At 44.5% G+C, this 22,448-nt stretch carries 23 protein-coding genes; 19 read left to right on the top strand and 4 right to left on the bottom strand.

Going from position 1 to position 22,448, the window contains the following annotated elements:
* The first annotated feature begins 281 nt into the window (after window positions 1–281).
* The 10 genes from ACFSUO_RS14030 (at window position 282) to ACFSUO_RS13985 (ending at window position 10,878) form a co-directional block, all read left to right on the top strand.
* Entirely contained in the window at window positions 282–1,382 is a 1,101-nt protein-coding gene (locus ACFSUO_RS14030) for an amidohydrolase family protein (RefSeq protein ID WP_382395166.1), read from the top strand.
* On the top strand, window positions 1,379–1,735 hold the full coding sequence (locus ACFSUO_RS14025) for a Rieske (2Fe-2S) protein (protein ID WP_382395164.1): 357 nt from the start codon (window positions 1,379–1,381) through the stop codon (window positions 1,733–1,735). Before ACFSUO_RS14030 ends, ACFSUO_RS14025 begins: the two co-directional genes overlap by 4 nt.
* A gap of 29 nt (window positions 1,736–1,764) precedes the next feature.
* On the top strand, window positions 1,765–3,228 hold the full coding sequence (gene betB, locus ACFSUO_RS14020) for a betaine-aldehyde dehydrogenase (protein WP_382395162.1): 1,464 nt from the start codon (window positions 1,765–1,767) through the stop codon (window positions 3,226–3,228).
* Between the two features lie 67 nt (window positions 3,229–3,295).
* The gene (locus tag ACFSUO_RS14015) at window positions 3,296–3,646 is read left to right on the top strand and encodes a Rieske (2Fe-2S) protein (RefSeq protein WP_382395160.1); all 351 of its coding nucleotides are present in this window, start codon (window positions 3,296–3,298) and stop codon (window positions 3,644–3,646) included.
* Window positions 3,647–3,650: 4 nt separating this feature from the next.
* Entirely contained in the window at window positions 3,651–4,877 is a 1,227-nt protein-coding gene (locus tag ACFSUO_RS14010) for an NAD(P)/FAD-dependent oxidoreductase (RefSeq protein ID WP_382395158.1), read from the top strand.
* Between the two features lie 126 nt (window positions 4,878–5,003).
* Complete coding sequence (locus ACFSUO_RS14005) at window positions 5,004–6,041, top strand: ABC transporter substrate-binding protein (protein ID WP_382395156.1); 1,038 nt, start codon at window positions 5,004–5,006, stop codon at window positions 6,039–6,041.
* A gap of 68 nt (window positions 6,042–6,109) precedes the next feature.
* Window positions 6,110–6,307 carry a Uma2 family endonuclease gene (locus tag ACFSUO_RS14000; protein WP_382395154.1) on the top strand — a complete coding sequence of 66 codons (198 nt, stop codon included), beginning with the start codon at window positions 6,110–6,112 and terminating at the stop codon, window positions 6,305–6,307.
* Between the two features lie 532 nt (window positions 6,308–6,839).
* Window positions 6,840–7,940, top strand: a complete 1,101-nt coding sequence (locus ACFSUO_RS13995) for an FAD-dependent oxidoreductase (RefSeq protein WP_382395152.1) — start codon at window positions 6,840–6,842, stop codon at window positions 7,938–7,940.
* 219 nt (window positions 7,941–8,159) lie between these two features.
* On the top strand, window positions 8,160–9,563 hold the full coding sequence (locus tag ACFSUO_RS13990; RefSeq protein ID WP_382395150.1) for an MDR family MFS transporter: 1,404 nt from the start codon (window positions 8,160–8,162) through the stop codon (window positions 9,561–9,563).
* A gap of 382 nt (window positions 9,564–9,945) precedes the next feature.
* Complete coding sequence (locus ACFSUO_RS13985) at window positions 9,946–10,878, top strand: LCP family glycopolymer transferase (RefSeq protein ID WP_382395148.1); 933 nt, start codon at window positions 9,946–9,948, stop codon at window positions 10,876–10,878.
* 248 nt (window positions 10,879–11,126) lie between these two features.
* Here ACFSUO_RS13985 and ACFSUO_RS13980 read toward each other — a convergent pair whose 3' ends face one another.
* The gene (locus ACFSUO_RS13980; protein ID WP_382395146.1) at window positions 11,127–11,924 is read right to left on the bottom strand and encodes a hypothetical protein; all 798 of its coding nucleotides are present in this window, start codon (window positions 11,922–11,924) and stop codon (window positions 11,127–11,129) included.
* Between the two features lie 311 nt (window positions 11,925–12,235).
* Between ACFSUO_RS13980 and ACFSUO_RS13975 the strand changes: the two genes are divergently transcribed.
* Window positions 12,236–12,445, top strand: coding sequence for a hypothetical protein (locus tag ACFSUO_RS13975; protein ID WP_382395144.1), 210 nt, complete (start codon window positions 12,236–12,238; stop codon window positions 12,443–12,445).
* Window positions 12,430–12,792 (top strand): type II toxin-antitoxin system PemK/MazF family toxin, encoded by a 363-nt coding sequence (locus ACFSUO_RS13970; protein ID WP_382395142.1) that lies wholly within the window; start codon window positions 12,430–12,432, stop codon window positions 12,790–12,792. The genes ACFSUO_RS13975 and ACFSUO_RS13970 overlap by 16 nt, the downstream gene beginning before the upstream one ends.
* A gap of 48 nt (window positions 12,793–12,840) precedes the next feature.
* Here ACFSUO_RS13970 and ACFSUO_RS13965 read toward each other — a convergent pair whose 3' ends face one another.
* Window positions 12,841–13,053: a hypothetical protein gene (locus tag ACFSUO_RS13965; RefSeq protein ID WP_382395140.1), complete on the bottom strand. Its 213-nt coding sequence runs from the start codon at window positions 13,051–13,053 to the stop codon at window positions 12,841–12,843.
* Window positions 13,054–13,499: 446 nt separating this feature from the next.
* On the opposite strand from ACFSUO_RS13965, the gene ACFSUO_RS13960 reads away from it, so the two are divergent.
* From ACFSUO_RS13960 to ACFSUO_RS13935, 6 genes are all read left to right on the top strand, one after another.
* Window positions 13,500–14,723 (top strand): Nramp family divalent metal transporter, encoded by a 1,224-nt coding sequence (locus ACFSUO_RS13960; protein WP_382395138.1) that lies wholly within the window; start codon window positions 13,500–13,502, stop codon window positions 14,721–14,723.
* A 28-nt stretch (window positions 14,724–14,751) separates the two neighbouring features.
* Window positions 14,752–15,483 carry a 5-oxoprolinase subunit PxpB gene (gene pxpB / locus ACFSUO_RS13955; RefSeq protein WP_382395136.1) on the top strand — a complete coding sequence of 244 codons (732 nt, stop codon included), beginning with the start codon at window positions 14,752–14,754 and terminating at the stop codon, window positions 15,481–15,483.
* Window positions 15,476–16,243: a LamB/YcsF family protein gene (locus tag ACFSUO_RS13950; protein ID WP_382395134.1), complete on the top strand. Its 768-nt coding sequence runs from the start codon at window positions 15,476–15,478 to the stop codon at window positions 16,241–16,243. Before pxpB ends, ACFSUO_RS13950 begins: the two co-directional genes overlap by 8 nt.
* A gap of 40 nt (window positions 16,244–16,283) precedes the next feature.
* Window positions 16,284–17,198: a 5-oxoprolinase subunit C family protein gene (locus ACFSUO_RS13945; protein ID WP_382395132.1), complete on the top strand. Its 915-nt coding sequence runs from the start codon at window positions 16,284–16,286 to the stop codon at window positions 17,196–17,198.
* Window positions 17,199–17,541: 343 nt separating this feature from the next.
* Entirely contained in the window at window positions 17,542–18,321 is a 780-nt protein-coding gene (locus ACFSUO_RS13940; RefSeq protein WP_382395130.1) for a putative hydro-lyase, read from the top strand.
* 197 nt (window positions 18,322–18,518) lie between these two features.
* On the top strand, window positions 18,519–18,695 hold the full coding sequence (locus tag ACFSUO_RS13935) for a hypothetical protein (RefSeq protein WP_382395128.1): 177 nt from the start codon (window positions 18,519–18,521) through the stop codon (window positions 18,693–18,695).
* Between the two features lie 86 nt (window positions 18,696–18,781).
* On the opposite strand, the gene ACFSUO_RS13930 is transcribed toward ACFSUO_RS13935, so the two are convergent.
* Together ACFSUO_RS13930 and ACFSUO_RS13925 are read right to left on the bottom strand one after the other, a co-directional pair.
* Window positions 18,782–19,561 (bottom strand): hypothetical protein, encoded by a 780-nt coding sequence (locus ACFSUO_RS13930; RefSeq protein ID WP_382395126.1) that lies wholly within the window; start codon window positions 19,559–19,561, stop codon window positions 18,782–18,784.
* A gap of 452 nt (window positions 19,562–20,013) precedes the next feature.
* Window positions 20,014–20,748, bottom strand: coding sequence for a glucose 1-dehydrogenase (locus ACFSUO_RS13925; RefSeq protein WP_382395124.1), 735 nt, complete (start codon window positions 20,746–20,748; stop codon window positions 20,014–20,016).
* Window positions 20,749–21,408: 660 nt separating this feature from the next.
* Between ACFSUO_RS13925 and ACFSUO_RS13920 the strand changes: the two genes are divergently transcribed.
* Window positions 21,409–22,350: a glycine betaine ABC transporter substrate-binding protein gene (locus ACFSUO_RS13920; RefSeq protein ID WP_382395122.1), complete on the top strand. Its 942-nt coding sequence runs from the start codon at window positions 21,409–21,411 to the stop codon at window positions 22,348–22,350.
* Window positions 22,351–22,448: the final 98 nt, after the last annotated feature.

Raw genomic sequence — 22,448 nt, 5'->3', positions numbered from 1 at the left:
GAAAAAGAAAGTAAATAGATCCAGATCTCTGGTTCCGAGCAAACTGTCCAAATTCAACTAAAAGTTTATGCAAAAAATGTTTTTCAAATTTCACACACAATTTTGGAGGAAATAGCTCACTGAGCTTCACTGAAGTTCACTGAGCTTCACTGAGGTCACTCAGTTTCCGAAATCGGATTTGTCAGTGATTAGAGGCTTTTGTAAACTATATTTAGTTCATGCGCATGGATTAACTAATTCAATTTAATGTTTCCTTAAGAATAAAACAGGAGTGATCATAAATGTCGCAAAAGCCTATCAGAAAGGGGCAGAAGCAACGTCGTATTATCGACACCGATATTCACGAAAGGGCGACCTATGCGGAGCTTGTCCCTTACTTAGATAATCCATGGAGACGGTATATTACAGATAACCATTGGATGCAGGAAAAACATATGCCCTATACACAGCCAACGGTCGCCGGTGTTGACCGGGCGGATGCTATAACACCAGACGGGGGCGCTGCCGGGACGGATCTCGGTTTTATGCAGGAGCAGTTGCTCGACGCGGAGGGACATGAATACGGTATTTTAACCGGTGCCTTAGATCCGTCTCCGTCGTCGATGCACGGCTGGTATGAAATGGGAACTGCGTTAGCGAGCGCTTATAACGATTGGCAAATTGAGAATTGGCTGGAAAAGGATGACCGTTTATATGGTTCCGTTCATATTGCGGCACAGGATCCGCAGCAGGCGGTTCGTGAAATAGAACGGGTCGGACCGCATCCTAAAATGGTGCAAATTTTGCTGCCGATTGATACCCGGTCGTGGGGAGATCCATATTATCACCCGATTTATGAAGCAGCTGAGCGCCATAATTTATCGATTGGGATGCACCATAATGAACCACCTACCCATTTTGGGGGCTGGCCGCGTTATTTCATCGAGTGGCATACCATGTTGCCAACGGCGCATATGATTGAAGTCTCCAATATGGTGTTTAACGGTGTGTTTGATAAATTCCCTGGCTTGAATCTTATTATGATCGAGGGCGGATTCACGCATGCCCCACATTTAATGAAGAAGATGGATCAGCAGTATAAAGAACTTCGGCATGAGATTCCTTGGGTCAAACGAATGCCGAGTCGCATCATGCAGGAACATGTTCGTTTCACAACACAGCCTGTGGAAGAAATGACCGAGAAAGAATTTATGCAGTATGTGGATCAGATGGGGTCCGAGGATATGATCTGTTTTGCAACGGATTACCCGCATTGGGATTACGATTCCCCGCTTGAGGCGCTTCCTAAGCTGGATGCAACACTGGAGGAAAAAATTTATTCCGAAAATGCAAGGGCTTCTTATCCTAAATTGCCTCAATTGACAGGGAGTGTGAAACGATGAGGGAAGTTGTGTGCAAAAAAGAAGATATTGATCCTGGCAAGATGAGAAGTGCGTCGCTAGGGAAGGTTCCGATTGTTATTTGCCGCACAAAAGATGGTGAATTTTACGCCTATGCCAATCGATGTCTGCACCAGGGTGCCCCGCTCTCGGAAGGGGCCTTGTGTGGTGATACCAAACGGACGGATGTTCACGGAAACTATGAATATATTAGAGACGGCGAAATCCTCCGTTGTCCGTGGCATGGGCTCGAATATGACATAAAAAATGACGGTTGTATGCTGGCTGAACCGCAAAAGAAATTACGCCGTTTCAACGTTACGATTGAGGATGACCATGTGGTTGTATACAAATGAATCTGCCAGAGGATGCGTGAGGTGAACGTATGAAAAAGATGTTTATGAACGGCGAATGGGTAGAATCCAGTTCCGGCGAAACAAGAGAAATTATAAATCCTTACAATCAGGAAGTCATTGCAACGGCAGCGGAAGGCAATGAGCAGGATGCGAGATTTGCGATTGCGGCAGCTCGGGAGGCTTTTGACCAGGCGGCGTGGGCCGGCATCCCTGCTGCTGAGCGCGGAAAGGTTGTTCGTACCATTGCTGAACTGATCGAGCGAGACCACGAAGAATTGGCTGAGCTCGAATCACTCGACACCGGTAAAACCGTGGAGGAAAGCCGTGGTGACATGGATGATATCGCCGGTGTTTTCCGTTACTTTGCTGAAATGGTGGACAAGGACGGCGGGGAGATAATCGATTCGCCTATTCCACATTCAACCAGCAGGGTGGTCCATGAACCTGTCGGCGTCTGTGGTCAAATAACGCCATGGAACTACCCATTGCTGCAGGCTTCTTGGAAGTTGGCACCGGCACTGGCGGCGGGGAACACACTCGTTATGAAACCGAGTGAAATTACGCCGCTGACGTCGGTCAAAGTTTTTGAATTAATGGAAGAAGCTGGCGTTCCTGCAGGTGTTGTCAATCTGGTGCTTGGCCCCGGTGATTCCGTTGGTGCTGAGCTGTCTGCGAATAATGATGTCGATCTGATTTCATTCACAGGCGGAATTGAAACAGGCAAACGGATTATGCAGGCTGCAAGCTCCAATGTAAAAAATCTGGCATTGGAACTTGGCGGTAAAAATCCGAATATTGTCTTTGCCGATGCTGATTTTGAAACAGCTGTCGACCAGGCGATGAATGCGGTGTTTTTCCATGCCGGGCAAATCTGTTCTGCAGGCACCCGTCTGATGGTAGAAGAACGTATTCACGATGACTTTGTCAATAAGCTTGTCGACCGAGTGAAGAACATTAAGCTTGGCAGCGGTTTTGATGAATCAACCCAAATGGGGCCGCTCATTTCTAAGGAACATTTAAATAAAGTGGCCCATTATGTTGAAAATGGTAAAAAAGAAGGTGCCACGGTTGCTGTCGGCGGTGATTATCCTGACGATCCGGAGCTGCAAAAAGGATTTTTCTATTTGCCGACCGTATTGACGGGGTGCACGACGGATATGCGTGTTGTGCAGGATGAAGGCTTCGGCCCGGTTATTACCGTGGAAAAATTTTCGACCGAGGCAGAAGCAGTCCGCCTTGCGAACGATTCCATTTACGGCCTTTCCGGCGGTGTTTTCACCAATGATATTGACAAAGCTGAACGCTGTGTCCGGAAAATGCGGATGGGTACTGTCTGGATCAACGACGTGAACCTATACTTCCCGCATGCACCATGGGGCGGTTACAAACAGTCGGGGGTCGGCCGTGAACTCGGCAAAACGGGACTGGAAGAATATCAGGAAACGAAGCATATATTTCAAAACCTGAAGCCGGAACCAGTAAACTGGTTTTAACTCATAGGTTATTGCTTTTGGCAAACAAGCGTACGAGAAAAAAAGAATGAAAAACGGGGTGATAGAAATGCCACATTTAGAAGGGTCCAATCTCGTTTTAGATGATTCGTATATGTATGTCTGTTCAAGTTCGGAGCTTGAAGAAGGTGATCTGATTGAATGTGAAACAGAAACGGAGATAATTGTTGTCGGCCGGGGTGATGGAAACGTGTATGCCACACAAGGAATCTGTACGCATGCGCATGCTGAGCTGGCCGACGGTGAGTTGGATGGAACGTGTCTGACGTGTCCGCTGCATTTTGCCTGTTTCGATATTCGTGACGGGTCCGTGCTGGAAGGGCCGGCGGAAACCCCGCTACAAGTTTATGAGGCGATCGAGGCTGACGGATCCGTATGGGTCAGCAAGGGAAGGGGATGATAAGTTGTCTGTTGAACATACAACGGTTATTATCGGAGCTGGTATTGCAGGCGTGCATGCCGCTGAAAGCTTGCGTAAAGAAGGGTATCAAGGGCGGATTGTGCTGATGGACTGTGACAAAGAGATGCCTTATGACCGCCCGCCTTTATCGAAGGAATGGATAACCGGGGAGACCGATAAAGCAAGTATGCTATTACGGGATCCCGGGACTTATGAAAGATTGGACATAGATTTGAAGCTTGGTATGGAGGTAGTTGCCATCGATCCCGTTCGTAAAACCATCGATACTAAAGATGGTTCCTCCTATGAATGGGACAAACTCTTGCTCGCGACAGGATCGAAATTACGCACATTGTCGATCACGGGCGATGACCTTCAAGGAATTTTTTACTTACGAACGATGGCTGATGCTATAGCCATGAAACAACATATGCAACATGTGAAGGAAGTCGTTATTATTGGGGCCGGTTTTATTGGGGCTGAACTGGCTTCTTCGCTGAAACAGTTGGGAATGAACGTAACGATTGTGGAAAGGTCCTCGTACCCGATGGAGGCAATCATTGGCCGGGAAGTATCGGAATATTTGCTGGATATGCATCGACGTAACGGTGTCGAGGTGATTACCGGCGATTCGATCACACAGTTTAACGGGGAAACAACCGTTGAGGAAGCGGTAACAGCTGGGGGACGGCGGATTCCGTGTCAAGCGGTCATGATAGGAGTGGGGGTAACACCGAATACGACGTTGTCGCACCCACAATTACAGGCAGAAGGCGGTTATGTTGTTAATGAATACGGTGAAACATCGATCCCTGACATTTATGCTGCGGGGGACTGTACGGTATGGCCTTACAACGGGGTACCCATTCATGTGGAACATTGGGATCATGCCGTCAACCATGCCAAGATTGTCGCCCAAAATATGATACATTCGCAATCGGCACCCTATTCGTATACACCGTATTTCTGGTCGGACCAACACGGCAGCCGGTTCCAATATTTCGGCCATGCAACGCAATGGTCCAAAACCGTTTTGCGGGGCTCGATCGACTCGAATGCGTTTACTTACTTATACCTGGATGATCAGAATATCGCTCAAGCCGCATTCCTTGCCAACCAGCCGAAAAACGCCTTGCCCGTAAGACGAATGATTCAGCAGCAAAAAGCTGTCGATCCAGAGGCGTTGGCAGATGAAAGTGTAGCATTGAAAAAAGTACCGCGTATGTTTTAGCGGTGCCTGTTTTTAGCGGTGCCTGTCACTACCCGAATTTAGTCGAAATATGTCGAATAACGCCTGGCCGTTCCCTAGGATATTTTTCAATGAAACTAATACTCATGTAAAGGATGATGTCTTTTAATGTTTAAATGGATCAAAACGCTTCAGCCTATATTATTGTACGTGTCAGTTTTTGCGGTTGTACTATTAGCGGCCTGTGGGTCAGAAACGAATGCTACCAGTGGAAATGATGATAGCAAAGATACGAAAGAAAAAATTGTGTTTTCTGATCTGGGCTGGAACAGTATTCGCTTCCACAATCAGGTAGCAGCTACAGTCTTGGAAGAAGGATATGGTTATCAAACGGAAGTGACTACCGCATCGATGTCGATTGGCTTAAAGGGATTGGAAAATGGTGATATTGATGTGACGATGGAAATATGGGGAGATAAGATGGGGGATGCCTATGATAAGGCACTCGACGATGGAAAAGTCAAACAGGTTGGTGTGAACTTCGGTGATACCAAACGCGGTTATTTTGTCCCTACATATGTTATTGAGGGCGACAAGGAACGTGGTATTAAGCCCGTGGCACCAGATTTGAAATCCGTCAAAGATTTACCGAAATATAAGGATCTGTTCAAAAAGTCTTCCAATAAGAGTAAAGGGCAGATAATTGGTGCGCCTTCTATGTGGGGGGCTGCGAAGCCGTTTCAGCAAAAAATGAAGACGTATAATCTTTCTGAAACCTTCGAGTATGTGGATCCGGGCTCAGGTACTGGTTTGAATGTGTCATTGACGAAGGCTTATGAAGCGGGGGAAGCTTGGGTCGGTTATGCTTATTCACCAAGCTGGGTGTTAGGAAAATATGATATGACGCTGCTCGAGGAGCCGGATTATGATGCTGAGACTTGGAATAAAAATTATGGCACGGCGTTTCCAGACCAGGATGTTCCGATTGCCATCAATGCAAAGTTAGAAGAAACGGCGCCAGATATCGTCAAATTCCTTGAAAATTATCAAACAAGCAATGAACTGACCAACGAGGCGCTTGTCTATATGAATGAAAATGATGCAGAGGCGAAGGAAGCCGCCACATGGTGGATGAAAAAACATCCTGATATTTGGACAAAATGGGTTCCTGATGACGTGGCAGAAAAAGTGAAAAAAGCCATTTAGTTGTTTAATTTGTGGGGCCTCCTGAATTCATTATAGAAATTTTGAGTCCTTCAAGCAGGTCACACGATATGGTTACGAAATTGAACCTTTATATGAATAATGGCGTCAAAGAATATTGGATTGTTGACCCCATAAAGAATCACATAATGCTATATGCCAAAGATCATAATAATGAAGTGCAGTTTGATTTGATGAATATAGGCGACGTGGCTATTTCCAAGACCATTACGTCTTTTGAAATTAACCTAAATAGACTGTTCAAATAGTGTGTGCCTATCACTTCCCAAATGAAGTATACTTCTGACAACCAGATGAAGTTAGTCTCGAAGCTGAACCCATCCGTTTCACATGGGAGTTAGTTAAATAACCCCTTGCGCTTGCCACAGCATATAAGGGGTTATTTTTTTATGGTCGGACATGCTAATCGCAATTAACATGCCAAAGAAAAAGTACAGAGAGCTGCCAGCCCTTTGTTGTATGTCCATTTAAAAAGGAAATGTCCTCCAGCCAAATGTCTACGATTTGACCGTATATCCCGGTGTACATATGCCTTGTTGTTTTTCCGGGGCAGATGGGAATGGAACCTTGCCATCCATTAATACTCAACTTTTTTGCAATATTGGAAATCAAAATTCTTCAGTTCCCTCAAGTGTTTGCTATAATTAAGTTAAGGATTTGCCAGAATCCTTTTCCCTGCAACATTGTGTATTTCTATTTTGTTATAAACACCATGTGAGTGCTGTGAATTACGAAATTCACTCATTAAACCTAGTCATTAATAACTGGGAGGATGTATTTGTGAAAAACGTTATAGACGAATCTGCCGTCATTGTCGGTGCATCGCTTTCTGGGCTCATGACAGGAATTGCACTTGCGCGGGCAGGATTACATGTGACCATTTTGGAGAAAGCTGGGGAGGATCGACGTAGTGGAGGTGGGCTTCAAGTTGATGACGGGGTATTTAATCGGACGAAAACCGCAAAATTCTTGAAAAAACTGGTTTTAGGCGGTTCAGGCGGAATGAAGTCTATACAGTTTTGGTCATCTATAGAGTCCCGTTTGCGATCGGAAGCCCAAGATGATTCTAGAATTGACTTACGTTATGATACGCGCGTTCAAACGATTCATCAGGACGATGACGCGGCTTGGGTTGTGACGGATAAGGGTGAGACAATCTGCGGGGATATTTTGATTGGTGCGGATGGTCACCGCAGTGTGGTACGGCGGCATGTTGCACCACACAAGCCGGATGCCACATTTGCGGGATACCTTGTGTGGTTAGCTGCTATCCATGAAAAAGACTTACCTAAAAACGTTCGTCCTGGCAATAATGTCCCAAGTGTTAGGATGTTAAATGGGCTCAATGGCCTTTTTATCGGTTCTATCATTGAGGGGAAGGACGGCTCCTTCAATTCAGTGAATCGGCGAATTGGATGTACTTGGTACGATAATACGCAAAATGATTTGCTGCGTCGTCTTGGATGCGTGGAAGGAACGGTTGTACAGCATTCTTTGCATGGGCCTGATATTCCGGAAAAAACACTGAATGAGCTGGCTGAACAAGTATCTGTGCCCGAGCCATGGTTATCCGCAGCGCTTCAAGCTGTTGAAACACGCAATCTTACAGGCATACCAATCAAAGAATACGTTCCTGACAATCTGGTGAACGGGCGTATGGCACTCGTTGGAGATGCTGGCCATGTGCCGGCACCGATTACTGCCAGCGGATTTAATGAATCATTACAAGATGCTGCTGTCTTGGGCGAATATGTTGCAAAAGGTAAACAAGGAAGTGCGGCAGTTCAAGCTTTGAATAAATATGAATCTCTCCGTTTAAAGAAAGTACGTCAAATGGTGCAATCAGGACAATGGTACAGCCAGGCTTTTGGAGGTATGTGAGTTTGGGTGGGAAGGTGCCTGTTGGGAAGGTGCCTGTCACCACCCGAACTTTGTCATATTTTGTCGATGGAATGACAGTTAGAAGGGCCTTTTGATGCCACATTCGTCTTATCTCAGTAGCAGCGGTAATCAAAACTCCCGGTCTCCAAATTCAAAGTTACATGTTAGTATAGTGTTTAGATAGATGATAAGGGGTTTCATACAGAGGGGGCAGTGGAGATGACTTCGACGAGTCTGTCACGCTTACATAGACGTTTAATGGTGGCGATCACATTGTCGGCATCTTTTTTATCCGTTCTGACGCAGTTTCTGCTCATTACGGCTTTTCCACAAATCATGGATGAGTTTTCGATTAACTCAACGGATGTTCAGTGGCTGACGACGAGTTTTATGATCACAGCCGCCATTCTTATCCCGATAACGGCTTATTTCATTGATAGGTTTCAAACTAGGACATTAATGATGAGTGCCTTGTTCCTGTTTTTTATAGGCACGTTGGTTGGTTTAATTGCACCTACCTTTCCCATCTTGCTAGTGGGACGCGTTATTCAGGGAATTGGCTCCGGGATCATGATACCGTTAATGCAGACGGTCTTGTTTCTTGTTTATCCTAAGGAAAAAAGGGGGTATGCGATGGGGCTGGCCGGGCTTGTGATTAACGTAGCGCCTGCGATTGGTCCGCCTATATCCGGCCTTTTAATTGAGTATTTTGAATGGCGCGCTTTGTTCTTGCTAACCCTTCCGATTGCAGCATGTATTTTGCTTTTGGTTTTCCTGTTTATGCGCAATATTACCGAGCAGCGAAAAACAGACATTGATAGCTTATCCATTTTATTGTCAACGGTTGGTTTTGGCGGCATGCTTTACGGATTCAATAAACTGGAGGAGGCAGGATTGGCTGATGTGGTCACGCTTGCCAGTCTGATTTCCGGCGCCTTGGCTCTGGCTTTATTTGTGGTTCGGCAGCTGCGGCTCGCGACACCGATTTTGGAACTTCGTGTGCTTAAAGTACCTGTTTTTGCACTTGTTGCGTTTGTTTCCATCCTTTCGTTCAGTTTGCTCATATCTACTGAGACGATTTTGCCGATGTATGTGCAGAACGCTCAGCAGTTTTCAGCTTATTATGGTGGACTGATTGTGATGCCTGGTGCCTTGACACTCGCCGTCATGTCCCTGTTTGCAGGAAGGTTGTTTGATAAATACGGTGGCAAAATCATTGCGATTATTGGCTTTGTTTTGCTCAGTTTAAGCACACTTGGGTTTCATTTTATTCTTGATCTCGATACGCCTTTCGCTATTACGATGGTTTTATTCATGATTTCCATGGGTGGTGTGGCATTGATTAATATGCCTATCATGACTACTGGTATCAATTCTTTGCCTGATGAGCTGATTCCTCATGGGACAGCGGTTATCAATACGGCCCGCCAATTTGGAGGATCACTCGGATTGACGTTTATTATTTCTTTTATCAGCAGCGTTGGGTCCGGATCTGAAATACAGCCGCCTGAGTACCTGACCGGCGTGAAAACTGCCTTTTTCGTCGCCTTTTTGCTTGCCATGACGGGATTGTTCCTCTCTCTATTTTTAGAAAAAAAGAAGGAGGTTGCCAGGAGTAGGTAGGGTAGGGTGACTGGGGGCTGCTGGAGTGCCTGTCACCGCCCGGATTTTGTCGAATACTGTCGAACGAATTCAAGCCCTCGCTAGTTAATTTACTATTACAATCGAATCCAGAAAGGAAAAAGTGTCATGTACAGGTTTTGCGTGACACTTCTTTCCATTTGGCAGTCGATTATAGAAAAAAACGGTCATGAATGTTATATTTTTTATTAAAATTATTGCGGAAATATAGTATAATAGTCTTATAGGTATTGTGGATAAAGTAGGTAGAATAACTAGGGGCGTCTTGGCTAAGAGAGGGCCCCTTTTACGAAATAGCATACATGACATGACACGTGAAAGTTAGCTTATCCTTAAAAGTAACAGCAGTAATGGGAGTGAGTTCATGGCGACACGGCAAGGTAAACATAAAACAGGCAAGAAGAAAAAGTGGATATGGATTACGGTCATTGCCGTCATTCTCGTGATCGGTGGCGGGAGTGCGTATGCCTATTCCATTCTGCACAATGTCCAGAGTACGGTGGACACTAAGTTGCACAAGCCGATTGACGGTATTGATGTCGACATAACGAAGCAAAAAGTGGAGAAGAAAGAGCCGATTAATATCCTGCTGCTTGGCGTTGATGAACGTGCCTATGATAAAGGCCGTTCGGACACGATGATTGTTATGACATTGGATCCGAATAATAACCAAATGCAGCTTGTCAGCATTCCGCGTGACACACGCACGAAAATTATCGGCAGAGGAACGATGGATAAGATTAACCATTCCTATGCTTTTGGGGGCAGTGAGATGTCCGTCGCGACGGTCGAGAACTTCTTGGACATCGATCTGGACTACTACGTGCGTATGAACATGCAAGGTCTCCAGCAGTTGGTGGATGCGGTTGGTGGAATTACTGTTACCAATGACCGAGCATTCACACAGGGTGGCCATACATTTGACGCTGGTGAACTGCAGCTGAACGGGGACAAAGCATTAGACTATGTCCGGATGCGCAAGGAGGATCCACGAGGCGACCTGGGGCGGAATGAACGTCAGCGTCAAGTGATTGAAGGCATTATCCGAGAAGGCGCCAATTTGAATGTTGTTAATAAGATTGACGGCATTATGGACGTGCTGGGTAATAATATGGTGACTAATATGAAATTTGCTGATATGCGTGACCTCGCGTCTAATTACCGCAGTGCTCGCAAGGACATCAGCACCTATCAAATGGCCGGCCAGGGCACCAGGATTGGCGGCATATACTATCAGCAGATGTCAGATGAAGAGGTTGCGAAAGTGCACGAGATGATTGTGGAGTTTGGGGCTTAGGTGCCTGTCACCACCCGAATTTTGTCGAATGATGTTATATCGGGTGAATGTATTACGAAGGAGCTGCTGGTTCGATGGAATTGGCAGCTTTTTTGTGTGTTCTTTTTTCATTGGTGTGAAAAAATTAATGTTTTGTCATAATGCACGACAACTGTTTCGCATGACACTTTTCTTGGTGGGTAACGATAGGTGCTGGGTTCAGAATATAATCTAGGCCATTGGTTGTTTCAAAGAATAGTTATAAGCGGTCACGGCTTTGGAAGGAATAATGTTCGTGACAAAGTGCTTCTCCATCCATCATCTAAAAAAGAATCTAATAATTTCATCATACGTTTTTCCAACCCAAAGTTCGTTACGATGAGTTGATTGATAAGCTGCTTAAGCCTAGCAGGATCCGCCAGAAAGTAGTCAGGTAAGTGACAGGAAGAGAAAAATGTTTTCATAAGATCAAATTTCGGACCAGTTAGTTTGTAGGCACTGTCTTTTTCCTCAATAGCATGTTCATATAGCAGGAACTTTACTTCGTTGGGAATCACCGTAGAACGGGCTATTTTTTCAAGGACTGTCTTTGCTCCCACTTGGCTGCCAATGTCCCAAATGTTCTTGGGAATTCGACTATCAGGTATGTATCGTTTAATTATTGGGAGATCAAGGCCAGTTGCGCTTGAAATCATGCTCGGAGTCAGATTATGAACCTCGATCAATCTCATGACATACTTATTTTTAAACCACCAGCTCATACCTTTTTCCAAGGGGATGCTTACCTTGATAATATGAATAAGACGCTCCATATCGCTGATTCCGGGATAGATAAGACAGGGTTGACGCCTGTATGGTTCAATTTTCTTGAGGGCTGCAAAATACTCAAACTTCTCAATTAGTATGTATTGATCTTTCCCTACTTTTTCTGCTACAAGTGAAATAATCCTATCTTTCTTGGCATTTTCCGCTTGAATAATGGTTTGCGCTCTTTCTTCGCTCATATTCTCATCCATATAATAGGTTGAAATGTTTTGTGGACAGATAACCACAGCCTTGGTTGTCATATTCTTCACCTCAGTAGACCATATGACATGTGCAGATTGTCCTATACAGGTGGTTTTTTAAGTGAAAATGACTAAATACTGGAAAGGAACAGAAATAGATTGATTATAGAGAATAAGCATCTTTAGGATTACTTATTTTGGAATGAAACAGGGAAACAATTTATCGTTACGTCGTGGCTTTTATAAGCAATGATTCAAAAAATTCCGATAAAATAAGTGCCAAATGTGGATAGGCACAGCATACTATGGTATAATTTTAAAAAGAAGTGCATATGCTATTTATCACCTTTTTATACTTGGTGGTGATATGTATGTGCGATGATAAGAAAGGGGAAAAAAATGATATGCATAAGTCCATTCAGAAACCTCTTACTAAAAACGAAGCATACGCCCAAAAAAACAAAATAAATTTGAATGATTTCCTGAGAAAAACTGAGAAGGACCTTCCAGAAGTGGATGAAGAAGGATATATGATTGTGGATAGAGACGACCCCAGCAAAAGAAGATGGCTGGAAGAGTGATTACACTTTATGCGGGGGATGTAGTCGACGTCCCGATTAAAGAGAGAAACGGGCAGGGCGAGATAACAGATATAAGTAATGTACGCCCTGCCATTATTCTGCAATCTTATCCGGAAAAAGGCGTTGCGTTAGCGATGAAAGTTACACGAAGCAGTACTCATTCAATATACTGTCGTATACCTATACAAAGATGGGAGAGAGCGGGTTTGGACGAGCCCTCGTATGCTGAAGTGGATACTGTTGATCCTATAACCAATGCCATGGCCATTAGACCCAGGGGCGTTTTACATAGTGAGGATTTCAGTAAGGTTTTAGATGCTTTTCATAGATTTTACTCGAGCGAGTAATAAAGAGGTATTAGATGCCTTGCGCATAAATGCAAGACGTTAATTAAACTATTTCGTTACACCCCGCCCACAAGAGCCCCAAACACTTCTCTTGGCAAAAATGTTCTTCAGGATATTTAAAAGCCTTTTAAAAATATTTTCCCTTATTACAACGATAAAAACCAATATAGCAACGCGGACAGCAATAATGGAACTATTAATGTCGTATGGCTTGCCAGGTACTATTTCCCACAATAATATTGTGACGACATCGGCAATCATGGAGGAAAGTCCCCCTATTTATTGATCCGCTTCCAGAGCAATACGCCCAAGACAGCTGGTGTAAGACCTGCGCCATATAAAAGGTTGTTCAAAAAAGTCCGGTAAAAATGACACATCGACAGGGGACCTTCGACTAAATACCGACACGTCCTGTGTCGAACGTCGAAGTCACCACATCCTGTGGAAGTCCGCTGCTCGAAACTACACCGCCTCGAAATTTGACGCACAGGACGTGACGAACTTAGCCTGCCGACGCCCAGGACATGTTGTATCGGCGCCCACACAGGAAGCCCGATCCCTTTGCCGACCGGTCCTTTTTATCCTCGTGCTATAATGTCCTTTTTCAAAAGAAAAAACTTTGAATAATAATTACAAAACTTTTATAATTGCTACTATAAATCTATAAAAATAGACTATTTTAAATATAGACATCTAGGAGTGGGGATATGAGTCAAAAGGGGTTTTTTGAAAGACTGAGGACACTTGGGCCGGGAACGCTTGTTGCGGCGTCTATTGTTGGGCCTGGTACGGTTACGACGGCTTCTGCTACAGGGGCGGAGTTCGGTTATGTCCTTATTTGGGCGCTGGCATTTTCGATTATTGCCACTATGTTCCTGCAAGAAATGGTAACCCGGCTGGGAATTATCAGCAGAAAAGAACTTGGTACGGTGATGCAGGAGCAGTTCAGTCATCCGGTGCTAAAAGGGGCAACGGTTATCCTGATTATTGCTGCGATTTTGATTGGTAACGCTGCATATGAAACCGGCAATATCACCGGTGGAGCAATTGGTTTGACGACGATCACTGGTATTCCTGTGTCTGTGTGGAGTCTGCTGATTGGTATTGCAGCTGGTTCGTTATTGTGGATAGGTAACTATAAGGTGATTGAAAAGGTCTTTATCGCACTCATTCTCATTATGAGTTTTTGTTTCGTCATTACGGCAGTTGTCGTGCGGCCCGATATTGGTGCCGTATTTGAAGGGACATTCATTCCGACAGTACCGGATGGGGCAGGGTTATTAGTGATATCGCTTATCGGGACAACCATTGTACCCTATACGCTGTTTTTACAGACGTCTACCGTTCAAGAACGTTGGAAAGGCAAAGATGCTATAAAAGACGGTCGGTTTGATGTCATGGCATCGATGGTCATTTGTGGGGTTATTTCCATAGCGATTGTTCTAACAGCAGCTGCTGCGTTTCCAATTGGAACGGCTCTGGACAACCCGGCTCAAATGGCCGTTCAGCTGGAGCCAGTACTTGGTTCGTGGGCGAAGTATGTTTTTTCCATCGGCATTTTCGCAGCTGGGATCACGTCGTCCATGACAGCGGCACTGGCAGCAGCGTATGCTACTTCCGGCGCACTTGGCTGGGAGCGAAATTTGAAATCAGCCCGTTTTCGGATGGTTTGGCTATCGATTATTTTGATTGGTGTTGTTTTTGCAAGTTTGGGTTATGAACCGATTCAGGTAATTTTGTTTTCACAATATGCGAATGGCTTGATCTTACCGGTTATTGTGCTGCTTCTCATGTTTGTGATGAATAATAAAAAGGTGCTTGGTGATTCTGTAAACCGGACGTGGATCAACGTGGCTGGTTGGTTAATTTTTGCTATTACAGTATTATTAGCGCTTCAATCGTTCGGAATCCTCAATTGGCTATTTGGTTAAACCACTTGTGTAAAGAAGGTGATCCACTATGACAAACATCACGTGCCAGCCAGCAGGTGATACGGCTATTCGTATTCAATTTAACGAAGACGTGTCGCCTGAACTGAACCGTAAAATCAGAGCTTTTTGCAAACGATTAAGTGACCATGCCGTTAAGGGTGTAACCGAATGGGTGCCTGCCTATCATGCAGTCCATGTCTATTACGATTCCTATTTCATTTCCTATGAAAAACTTCACGATATGTTGCTGGATATGGCGTATAGCGATTCGGAATATCAAAAGGAAACCGTGACACTTGTGAAAATACCTGTTTTGTACGGTGGGAAAGCAGGCCCCGATATAGCACAAGTGGCTGGGAACAGCGGGCTAAGTGAACATGGGGTAATTGAAAAACACGCAGGTGAGGATTACCTTATCTATATGATAGGCTTTTTGCCTGGTTTTCCGTATTTAGGGGGATTGTCTGAGGATTTGGCTACACCACGATTGGATAACCCGAGAAGCTATGTTCCTGAAGGGTCGGTTGGAATTGCTGGCGGTCAAACAGGCATCTATCCATTGGCGTCGCCCGGGGGCTGGAATATCATCGGGAGAACTCCTGTCAAATTATTTGACTCGGATCGTGAGGAACCATTTTTATATACGGCAGGTGACAGAATAAGGTTCGTACCCATTTCAGAACGAGAATACGACAGAATCGAAAAACAAGTTCAACACAACACGTTTCAAATCGAAAAGGAAGTGATGCAGGATGGCTAGCTTTAAGATTGACTTAAACAGCGATATAGGGGAGAGTTTCGGTCCCTATACCATTGGCCTTGATGAAGAAGTATTGAAAATAATCACGTCAGCCAATATAGCTTGCGGTTATCATGCCGGCGATCATAATACGATGTACGAAACCGTCCGAACAGCGAAAGGAAATGGCGTTGGTATCGGAGCCCACCCTGGATTGCCTGATTTGCAGGGATTTGGCCGCCGCCATATCAAGGTTGACCCGGAAGATGTGTACCGTTTTGTCACATACCAAATCGGCGCGTTAAAAGGTTTTTGTCACGTGCATCATGTTGCTATGAATCATGTGAAAGCGCATGGTGCGCTATATAATATGGCAGCTACTGATGCGGATGTTGCTGATGCGATTGCGAAAGCTGTGAAGGATGTTGACCATAATCTAATTTTGTTTGGGTTGTCCGGGAGTGAATTGATACGTGCCGGAAAAAACCATGGGCTGACGACCGCATCTGAAGTGTTTGCCGATCGAACGTATCAGCCTAATGGAACGCTCACCCCACGTTCAGAAAAACAAGCGATGATAACAGATCCGAACCAAGCGGTACAACAGGTGCTGCAAATGATTTATGATAACCAGGTCATTGCTGTGGATGGTACAGCCGTTGATATCGAAGCGGATACGGTTTGTGTTCATGGTGATAATCCGCATGCTTTGAAATTTGTTGAACAATTACGTGGGCGTTTATATGAGGAAGGGATTGATATTCGACGTGTCGGAGCGTAGTTCATTGTCTCAACCACTTTTCCAATTTAGGAAAACAGGATTGCAAACCACGATTCAAGACCTTGGAAGGGAAGGTCTCCAACAATATGGTGTTGTCGTTTCCGGGGCGATGGATCCATTTGCTTTGCAAGTAGCGAATTTGCTTGTTGGCAACCAGCGGGATGAAGCTGCGCTGGAGATAGCAATGATGGGACCGGAACTTGACGTACTATCCTCAGCCGTTATAGCCATTTGTGGTGCCAATTTGAGTCCTACAGTCAATGGCGAAAGAGTCCCCATGTGGAAGTCGTTTAAAGTTCAAAAAGGGGACCGGATCGCTTTTGGACGCCCTTTATCGGGGGTGCGCGCCTACTTGGCTGTTGCGGGCGGTTATGACGTTCCGGTTATGATGGGCAGCAAATCGACCTATGAACGGGCAAATCTTGGAACAGTGATTAAAAAAGATATGATTATTCACGGATTTAATGTACGTTCTCGTCCTGGTCTGGGACTGAGCTATAAGGCTATTCCCGATTACCATGACCAAACGCCTATCAGGGTGGTGGCAGGCCCGGAAACGGACCGATTTACTGACGAGGGAATCAAAACGTTTTATAACGAACCGCATACGATTAGCCCGGAATCCGATCGAATGGGGTATCGATTAGAGCGGGCGGAGATACCTCATAAAAATGGTGCGGATATATGGTCTGATGCCGTGCCACTTGGAACGATACAGGTTCCAGCAAATGGACAGCCGATCATCCTAATGGCAGATCGGCAAACAACCGGAGGGTATAATCGGATTGCCACAGTCATTTCCGTTGATATCCCGAAAATCGCACAGCTGCCCCCAGGTAGTAAGATTCGCTTTCATCCGGTTAAAGTGCATGAGGCACAAAAACTAGCAAAAGAAGAGAGAGATTTTTTCCGGGTGCTGGCATATGGTGTGAAGGGTTTGTATGTTGCAACTTAATGATGGTGCCGGACATCTTAGGCAGAATTCTCGATTATAGAGGTTGTTCAAAAAGTCCGGTAAAAATGACACATCGAATTTTTTCGTTGGCTTGTTTCTCCGCTCCTTGGAAAAGAAAACCGCTTTTCCTGCGTGCGATGCGGATTCAGTGAAGCGTTACTTGTGCTCATGTATCTAAATGCATACATTCTGCTCCTTGGGAAAGAAGAACACTTTCCCTGCGTGCGATGCAGTTCAGGGTAGCTTTACTTATGCTCGAAACTACGCCGCCTCGAAATTCTCGGTCCTTTTTATCCTCCTTTTTGAACACACGATATTACCATAACTAATAAGGAGAATGTAAATGGCTGGAGATGTGGATAAGATACGTCAATCCATAAGACGGGGAGAATGGACGAAGCCTACAACTGGTATAGATTCGGGAAATACACAGGCAAATCTGGTTATTCTCCCTAAAAAGTATGCGTATGACTTTTTACTGTTTTGTGTACGCAATCCCAAATCCTGTCCGCTATTGGAAGTAACAGATCAGGGTGTGCCTGTACCGGTTAAAACAGCGCCTAATGCTGATTTACGGACGGATATTCCGAAATACCGAATCTATAAAAATAGTGAACTGTTTGATGAAGTTAGGGATATCACGAGTTACTGGTCCGATGATTTTGTTTCCTTTGTCATCGGCTGCAGCTTCACGTTTGAAAAGCCGCTGCTGGATAATGGCATACCCATTCGGCATATCGATGAAGGATGCAATGTACCCATGTACCGGACGAATATCCCTTGTGAGGCTGCGGGCGAGTTGAGCGGTCCGATGGTTGTGTCGATGAGGCCGATGAAAGCGAAAGATGCTATAAGATCCGTTCAAGTCACGTCAAGGTTTCCTTCTGTGCACGGTGCTCCAGTCCATATTGGAGATCCTGCCGCAATAGGGATTAAGGATGTAAATAAACCGGATTTTGGTGATAATGTTACGATTTATGATGATGAAATTCCGGTGTTCTGGGCATGCGGCGTTACACCGCAATCGGTTGCCATGCATAGCAACATCGACATGATGATAACGCACGCACCCGGACACATGCTACTAACGGATTTGAAGGAAGAGGAGCATGCTGTTTTGTGAGTGTGTGGGTGCTGGTGCCTGTCACCGCCCGAATTTTGTCGAAAAATAAAATTATTAAAGGCTGCTGGTTTTTGGAACTAGCAGTTTTTTTGTGAGGTTTGGCATTGTTTGGTGCGTGTAAATCGAGCCATGCCAGTGGTATTTGAAATCACGTATATCGCGTTTGATAATTACTGTGAAATGGCGATGTCTTGCTGATGCTGTTGGGAGCATACACGAGCAAGCGTTACGGCTCTTCCTGTCTGTTGTGGAGTTTTGTTTGTCCAAACACTGATCAGCATGACGATAGAGAAGCTGGCAGCGCGCGGGAGCCATCCGCCGCTGTTCCGGAGCGCGAGAATTTGGTTGATCTGAGGAACGCAACCGCAAGCTAATGGAGAACTATAAGGAGCATGTGCCATTGTTGCCATAGGGGGGGTTTTAGAGATTACAGTCGTAAAGTCTGTGATTTTCATCCCCCTTAAAAAATCGGTTCATCTCCATTGCTGATTCGCATTTCGTTAATCATTACCCGGATTTGTTCTAAAAAATCTTGTTTTAAATTTAGTGCTCTATCAATTAGCTGCCGTTCTTGTTCTAAGGTTAAATGACGTTCTTCAAACTTGATACCATTCCCCCTTATCCAACGTATAAATTTCAGCTGATCAACTGTTATATGTACTCCGAAATAAAGGATGAGATGGTAGAGATAATCTTTATTAGCTTCATGTTTAAAAGCTTCCAGATTAATTTTATTTATAATACTTTCTTTTTGTTGGCGGGAGGCTTCCCTTTCGACATGTGGCGGTGGATCCAAGTAACGTTTTATTACTTCGTTTGACCTACTTAGAAACACACTCAAATCATCTATAGTGTATTCGAATTCATTCATCAATTTTATGATGATATCATGCCGATTATACCAGTCTATTATACGATGCTTAAACATCCAATCTAATGTGAGCAAATAACGTTCATCTTCTCTTAAATGATAAAAAATTTTACATGGTACTAGTGTGTTCGGATTGTGAACAAGCTGATATGCGTAAAATGTCGTGTAGCCACTTGCCAAAAGGTATTTGCCACTGGATGGATCAAATGTTACTTCTGGTAAAATGGAGGAAGTGTTTTCATCAGAGATTTTCCTTTCCTCACGATTCATTTGGGCTCGGGGAATTACTAGTCCGTCAACAGTTGGTTCGATACATCTTAGACTAATATATACCAGCTCATTCGGGCGGGCTATCTGGATGTTATTCATAGGCTGTCATCCCTTTCTTATACAACCTATGTCCTGTGACGATTGTCCTATTCCGGGCATTTTACTCTTACATTTCCGTTTATGGCTTTTTTACAAATTTCTTTTTCGAAAGGCTAAACTTAACCACTGACTCGCACGTTGAATTCAATTTCATTGACTTCTTTCCCGTTTACTTTTGTCCTCGTATGTGATGGATTTTCCAATGACATGTGCCTTCTAAATTCGCGGTACTTTTTTCTTTTGGAACTAAGGTTGGATGATGTCAAAGTTTAAAGGTGTCTCTCAAGGTGTTAAGGATTTAATTTGAGAACTGCTAAAACATAAACAAAAAATAGAACAAGAGGCGATTGTTTTATAGTTTGAATGGTATTTTTCCCATCTGCAAAAAAGTGCATGGTCTAGGGGTTGCAGCTCCCCATGGCCATGCATTTTTATATTAGAAAACTTTTCTTCTATTGTGCTGTCAGCCCGCCATCAACGACGAATTCAGAGCCGGTGCTGTAGCTGGATTCATCGGAGGCGAGGAAACAGACGAGATTCGATACCTCTTCCGGTTTGGCGATTCGTTTGTTCGGGATGTGTTTTGCAAATTCCTGAATAACGTCTTTGGAATCGCCTTGTGCGATCATCGGTGTTTCAGTCACGCCGGGGTGGACGGAATTCACACGGATACCTTCATGCGACAGGTCGAGTGCGGCAGCTTTTGTGCTTCCCCGGACCGCAAATTTTGTATCGGTATACCCGATTGCACCGCCAATGATGCCATTCATCGATGAAATATTGACGATGGAGCCGCCGTCAGCTTTTCTTATTGACGGAATGATTGCTTTCATGCCGAGGAATACGGACACTTGGTTGATATCGATAATTTTTCGGTAGTCCTCCTCGGTTATATCGTCGATGGATTTATTCATGCTGATGCCGGCATTGTTGACCAGCACATTTACCGGGCCGAAAGCTTCTTCGGTTGCTGCGACCACGCTTTCCCAGTTGTCTTTGTTCGTTACATCAAGCTTAAAGAATGTTGCGTTGTCCCCGAGCTCTTCAGCTAAGGATTTCCCTTCATCTTCTATAATATCGGCTATCACAACTTTAGCGCCTTCGCTTATGAATTTGCGGGCATGGGAAGCACCCATTCCGCGAGCGGCACCTGTGATAATGGCAACTTTTCCTGTTAATCGATCCATATTTTACCCCTCCTTCAGTATATGATAAATAGTTTAATGTTAAACTATTTATCACTAATTATTTTAACACTAAACCATTTTAATTGGTAGTATGGGTGCCTGTAGTATGGGTGCCTGTCACTTCCCGGTTTTTGACGGATTTTGTCGAAGAAGTACTGGAATCAGTCAAAGATAAAACAGCAAAGTTGAGCAGAAAGGATAAAGCGAAACACCGCATATATGTTTACGGGCTGTATTTTCCATTGTGTCAATCTAATGGCAGTATTTCTAGCAACGGGACAGATGACAGAAACCCGTCCTTTTGTCCCATCATTCCAAATTAATTCAGATTTGCTTATAATTTCACGGAATTATGTAATAAATGAATTTAATAGCCTATATCGTCGTAATAATTTTAAATACGTTTTATATCTTCAAAATACTCATTTAAGGTGATGTCCATTCTTTTGTTATGATGAGTAATAGCTGTCTCATTTGCTGGTAATTGTTTGGCTGTTAGGCATTGTTGCGTATTGGCCAAGGTGTAAATGCTGTAGTGATCAGCAAATGGGCAAGCTTATCGTTATTGGCCTTTCCAGTCTTGTGAAGGGGCTAATTTTGCAGAGATAACATATTTAAGGGGGTTTTTTTATTTTCGGAAAGCATTCATTTAAATTTGGTATGACAGTCCTTGCGTTGCTTCTTATGCTGTCCATGCTTTTAGCCGCATGCGGTGGTAACAGTGGGGAGAAAGAAGAAAGTTCGGATGGTTCGAATGATGAGAAATCCGAAGAAACTAGTGAAGGGCCTGAACTGGGGCAGAAAGATTTAACCCAGCCTTACGTTGCGTGGGCGAGGGAAACTATTAGTACACATATGCTGGGTGCGCTGCTTGAGGAAGTCGGTTACAATGTCGAACTGAAACAGGTAGAGGCAGGAGCGATGTGGTCCAGTGTTGCTGATGGATCAACTGATTTCCATACATCGGCATGGCTCCCGGCGACACATGCTCCGTACTGGGAAAAATACAGTGAAGATATTGTTAAAGTCAAGCAAGTCCTTGATAAGGCACCATTGGCCCTGGCTGTTCCGAGTTACATGAAGGATGTTAATTCAATTGAAGATTTGAAAGGTAATAAGGAACTCGGTGAGTCAGTCGACTGGACTGTTACCGGAATCGATCCAGGCGCGGGGATTATGCAAAATACCGAAGAGGCATTTGAGGCGTATGGTCTCGACAATTGGGAGCTGACATCAAGCTCAGAAGCGGCAATGCTTACAACACTCCAGTCAGCCGCTGAGAATGAAGAACCGATTATTGTGCCGCTTTGGAAACCGCATTGGATTTTCGGGACAATGGATTTGAAAATGCTTGAAGATCCAAAGGAAATTTACGGCGGGGATGGGGACCAGATCTATACGGTAGCCCGCAATGGTTTGGAAGAAGATGCCCCAAGAGCATACAAAGTGCTGGAGCAATATAATGAAAACTATGAAATGATTAACGAAATGATGCCGAAAGTTCATGCGGAAGATCAGGATCCGGCAGAAGTTGTCCGGGAATATATGGAAAATAATCCTGATCAAGTAGACAAATGGCTTGAAGGCGTACCAAGAGAATAGAACGTAGAACAGGGCTGTTGTGCCAGCCCTGTTTTTGTGTTGGCGGCGGGTGGTAGGTGCCTGTGGGTGGTAGGTGCCTGTCACCACCCGAATTATGT

It is taken from the genome of Lentibacillus juripiscarius (assembly GCF_042685205.1).
Lineage (GTDB): Bacteria > Bacillota > Bacilli > Bacillales > Amphibacillaceae > Lentibacillus > Lentibacillus juripiscarius.
Note: the sequence above shows the minus strand (reverse complement) of the source record. Positions and strands in the feature narration are given on the sequence as shown.

Bases quoted from the DNA above. Each gene is read 5' to 3' on its own strand.
- ACFSUO_RS14030 (WP_382395166.1), top strand. From the start codon at position 282: ATGTCGCAAAAGCCTATCAGAAAGGGGCAGAAGCAACGTCGTATTATC.
- ACFSUO_RS14025 (WP_382395164.1), top strand. From the start codon at position 1,379: ATGAGGGAAGTTGTGTGCAAAAAAGAAGATATTGATCCTGGCAAGATG.
- betB (WP_382395162.1), top strand. From the start codon at position 1,765: ATGAAAAAGATGTTTATGAACGGCGAATGGGTAGAATCCAGTTCCGGC.
- ACFSUO_RS14015 (WP_382395160.1), top strand. From the start codon at position 3,296: ATGCCACATTTAGAAGGGTCCAATCTCGTTTTAGATGATTCGTATATG.
- ACFSUO_RS14005 (WP_382395156.1), top strand. From the start codon at position 5,004: ATGTTTAAATGGATCAAAACGCTTCAGCCTATATTATTGTACGTGTCA.
- ACFSUO_RS14000 (WP_382395154.1), top strand. From the start codon at position 6,110: ATGGTTACGAAATTGAACCTTTATATGAATAATGGCGTCAAAGAATAT.
- ACFSUO_RS13990 (WP_382395150.1), top strand. From the start codon at position 8,160: ATGACTTCGACGAGTCTGTCACGCTTACATAGACGTTTAATGGTGGCG.
- ACFSUO_RS13985 (WP_382395148.1), top strand. From the start codon at position 9,946: ATGGCGACACGGCAAGGTAAACATAAAACAGGCAAGAAGAAAAAGTGG.
- ACFSUO_RS13980 (WP_382395146.1), bottom strand. From the start codon at position 11,924: ATGACAACCAAGGCTGTGGTTATCTGTCCACAAAACATTTCAACCTAT.
- ACFSUO_RS13975 (WP_382395144.1), top strand. From the start codon at position 12,236: ATGTGCGATGATAAGAAAGGGGAAAAAAATGATATGCATAAGTCCATT.
- ACFSUO_RS13970 (WP_382395142.1), top strand. From the start codon at position 12,430: ATGGCTGGAAGAGTGATTACACTTTATGCGGGGGATGTAGTCGACGTC.
- ACFSUO_RS13965 (WP_382395140.1), bottom strand. From the start codon at position 13,053: ATGATTGCCGATGTCGTCACAATATTATTGTGGGAAATAGTACCTGGC.
- ACFSUO_RS13960 (WP_382395138.1), top strand. From the start codon at position 13,500: ATGAGTCAAAAGGGGTTTTTTGAAAGACTGAGGACACTTGGGCCGGGA.
- pxpB (WP_382395136.1), top strand. From the start codon at position 14,752: ATGACAAACATCACGTGCCAGCCAGCAGGTGATACGGCTATTCGTATT.
- ACFSUO_RS13950 (WP_382395134.1), top strand. From the start codon at position 15,476: ATGGCTAGCTTTAAGATTGACTTAAACAGCGATATAGGGGAGAGTTTC.
- ACFSUO_RS13940 (WP_382395130.1), top strand. From the start codon at position 17,542: ATGGCTGGAGATGTGGATAAGATACGTCAATCCATAAGACGGGGAGAA.
- ACFSUO_RS13935 (WP_382395128.1), top strand. From the start codon at position 18,519: ATGCTGTTGGGAGCATACACGAGCAAGCGTTACGGCTCTTCCTGTCTG.
- ACFSUO_RS13930 (WP_382395126.1), bottom strand. From the start codon at position 19,561: ATGAATAACATCCAGATAGCCCGCCCGAATGAGCTGGTATATATTAGT.
- ACFSUO_RS13925 (WP_382395124.1), bottom strand. From the start codon at position 20,748: ATGGATCGATTAACAGGAAAAGTTGCCATTATCACAGGTGCCGCTCGC.
- ACFSUO_RS13920 (WP_382395122.1), top strand. From the start codon at position 21,409: ATGACAGTCCTTGCGTTGCTTCTTATGCTGTCCATGCTTTTAGCCGCA.